We start from the raw sequence: 2,570 nt of genomic DNA, 5'->3' as shown, positions 1-2,570 counted from the left end.
CCGGCTTGCGTGCCCCGTTCACGGTGAACCACGTGCCAACGTCCTCGCCGGCCAGTGCTGCCGAGATGTTGGCGGTCGACGTGACCATCGCGGGGATGCCGGAGTCGGCCGCCATGATGGCCGCCTCGACCTTTGTCTGCATTCCCCCGGTTCCGACTCCAGCTTTGCCGGGCGCCCCGATGGTCACACCCTCGAGGTCCTCAGGACCGTCCACGCGGGGGATCCGTTTGGCGCCCTTCGCCGGAGGACCGTCATAAAGCGAATCAACATCGGACAGCAGCACGAGGGCATCGGCACGGACCAGATGGGCCACGAGGGCCGACAAGCGGTCGTTGTCGCCGAAGCGGATCTTGTGCGTGGCGACGGTGTCGTTTTCGTTGACCACGGGCACGACGCCGAGGTTGAGCAGCCTGTTCAGGGCGCGGAAGGCGTTGGTGTGGTGGCTGCGCCGCATGAGGTCATCGGCGGTGAGCAGCACCTGGCTGACAGTCACGCCGTGGGCACCGAACGCATGGGTGTACCGCGCCATCAGCAGGCCCTGCCCCACGCTGGCGGCTGCCTGCTGGGTCGCCAGGTCCCGGGGGCGCTTGGCCAGCCCGAGCGGGGCGAGCCCGGCGGCGATGGCCCCGGACGACACCAGGATGATTTCCATGCCTGCGTTGCTTTTTACTGCGAGGGCATCCGAGAGCGAGATGAGCGCTTCTTCCGAAATGCCGCCCTTGATGCTGGTGAGCGACGAAGATCCGACCTTAACCACGATGCGGCGCGCCCTGGCGAGCACGCTCCTGCCGTCGGCGGGTTCTTCGATGAGTACTGCGGAATCAACACTCACGTCGGTGGGTTCACTCCTCATGTTCTTCGCCCAGTGCGCTCTCCGTGAGCGGCTTGGGCCGGCGTCCGCTGACGGATTCGGTCCAGATCCCGGCCTTGCGCTCGGCTTCGAGCTCGGCGCGGGCGGCAGCCTTGGCCTCGCGTCGTTCGACCTGCTCGTCGCGCTTCTGTCCGCGGGTGGGGCGGTCGCCGATATCGGCGAAGCGCACGTCCGTGCCGCGCGGGGCGGCCAGCAGTTCGGCGCCGGCCATCATGGTCGGCTCCCAGTCGAAGACGACGCCGTCGTCCTCGCCGATGACCACCATGTCGCCCGGCTTGGCGCCCTGCTTGAACAGTTCGTTTTCGACGCCGAGCTTGGCCAGGCGGTCGGCGAGGTAGCCGATGGCTTCCTCGTTGGTGAAGTCGGTCTGCTTGACCCAGCGCACGGGCTTGTCGCCCAGGACCCGGAACAGCGGCTCCAGGTTCTTCTCCTCGCGGCGGATCTTGAAGCCGGATTCGTTGACCGCACGCGGCTTGAGGATGGGGGCGTGCACCTTCGGCGGGGCGGCAGCGAGGGCGTCGCGGGCCGCCTGGACGATTTCTGCCATGGCAAAGCCAAGCTGGCGGAGGCCCTCGTGGCTGGTTGCCGAGATTTCGAAGACCTTGTAGCCGCGGGATTCAAGTTCCGGGCGGACAAATTCAGCCATGTCTTTGCCGTCCGGCAGGTCCACCTTGTTCAGGGCGATCAGCCTGGGGCGGTGGTTCAACGGAACGACTTCGCCGTCGGCACCGCTGTAGCTCATGTCCACCGCGTACTTCTCGAGCTCTGCTTCGATGACGGCGAGGTCGGAGAGCGGGTCGCGGTCGGATTCGAGCGTGCCGCAGTCCAGCACATGGACGAGGGCCGCGCAGCGTTCGACGTGGCGCAGGAAGTGGTGGCCGAGGCCCTTGCCTTCACTGGCGCCTTCGATCAGGCCGGGCACGTCGGCGATGGTGAACCGCACGTCGCCGGACTGGACCACACCGAGGTTCGGGATCAGGGTGGTGAAGGGGTAGTCGGCGATCTTGGGCCGGGCGGCCGACATGGCGGCGATGAGGCTGGACTTCCCGGCGGAGGGGAAGCCGACGAGGGCGATGTCGGCGATGGACTTCAGTTCCAGGACGACGTCGCTGGATTCGCCTTCGATGCCGAGCAGGGCGAAGCCGGGGGCGCGGCGCTTCTGCGAGGAGAGCGAGGCGTTGCCGAGGCCGCCGATGCCGCCGGCGGCCGCGATGTATTCGGCGCCTTCGCTGACGAGGTCGGCGAGGACTTCGCCGGACTTGGACTTGACCACGGTGCCGACGGGGACCGGGAGGATCAGGGTTTCGCCGTGTTTGCCGGCGCGCCAGTCGCCCATGCCGGGGCCACCGTTGGTGGCGTGGCGGTGCGGGGCGTGGTGGTAGTCAAGCAGGGTGGTGGTCTGGGGGTCAACGCGCAGGATGACGTCACCGCCGTTGCCGCCATTGCCGCCGTCGGGACCGCCCAGCGGCTTGAACTTCTCGCGGTGAACGGAGACACAACCGTGGCCGCCGGTACCGCCGGATACGTGCAGTACTACCCGGTCTACAAAGCTAGCCACGTGGATCTCCTCAGTGCTGTTCCCTCAGGTGTCCAAAGACGCCCAGGATGATTGTAATGCGGTTAAAACACCGGTGGAGCGGACCTAATGGCCCGCCCCACCGATTTAAGACTTGTTGTTACTCTGCAGCTGCAGCAGCCA

General features: G+C 66.9%; 1 protein-coding gene and 1 pseudogene (1 of these 2 running past the window's edge). Both read right to left on the bottom strand.

The features are described 5' to 3' along the window. Nucleotides 1-853 (bottom strand): annotated as a pseudogene (proB, locus tag K789_RS23685) (glutamate 5-kinase); it reaches 313 nt to the left of the window's first position. Beyond that, nucleotides 843-2,429: a GTPase ObgE gene (gene obgE, locus K789_RS0120275; protein WP_024368345.1), complete on the bottom strand. Its 1,587-nt coding sequence runs from the start codon at nucleotides 2,427-2,429 to the stop codon at nucleotides 843-845. Before obgE ends, proB begins: the two are co-directional and overlap by 11 nt. Nucleotides 2,430-2,570 lie beyond the last annotated feature (141 nt).

Origin of the sequence: Arthrobacter sp. TB 26, from assembly GCF_000427315.1 — a bacterium.
Taxonomy (GTDB): Bacteria; Actinomycetota; Actinomycetes; order Actinomycetales; family Micrococcaceae; genus Arthrobacter.
The sequence above is the reverse complement of the archived record's forward strand: the minus strand, read 5'-3'. Positions and strand labels throughout refer to the sequence as shown.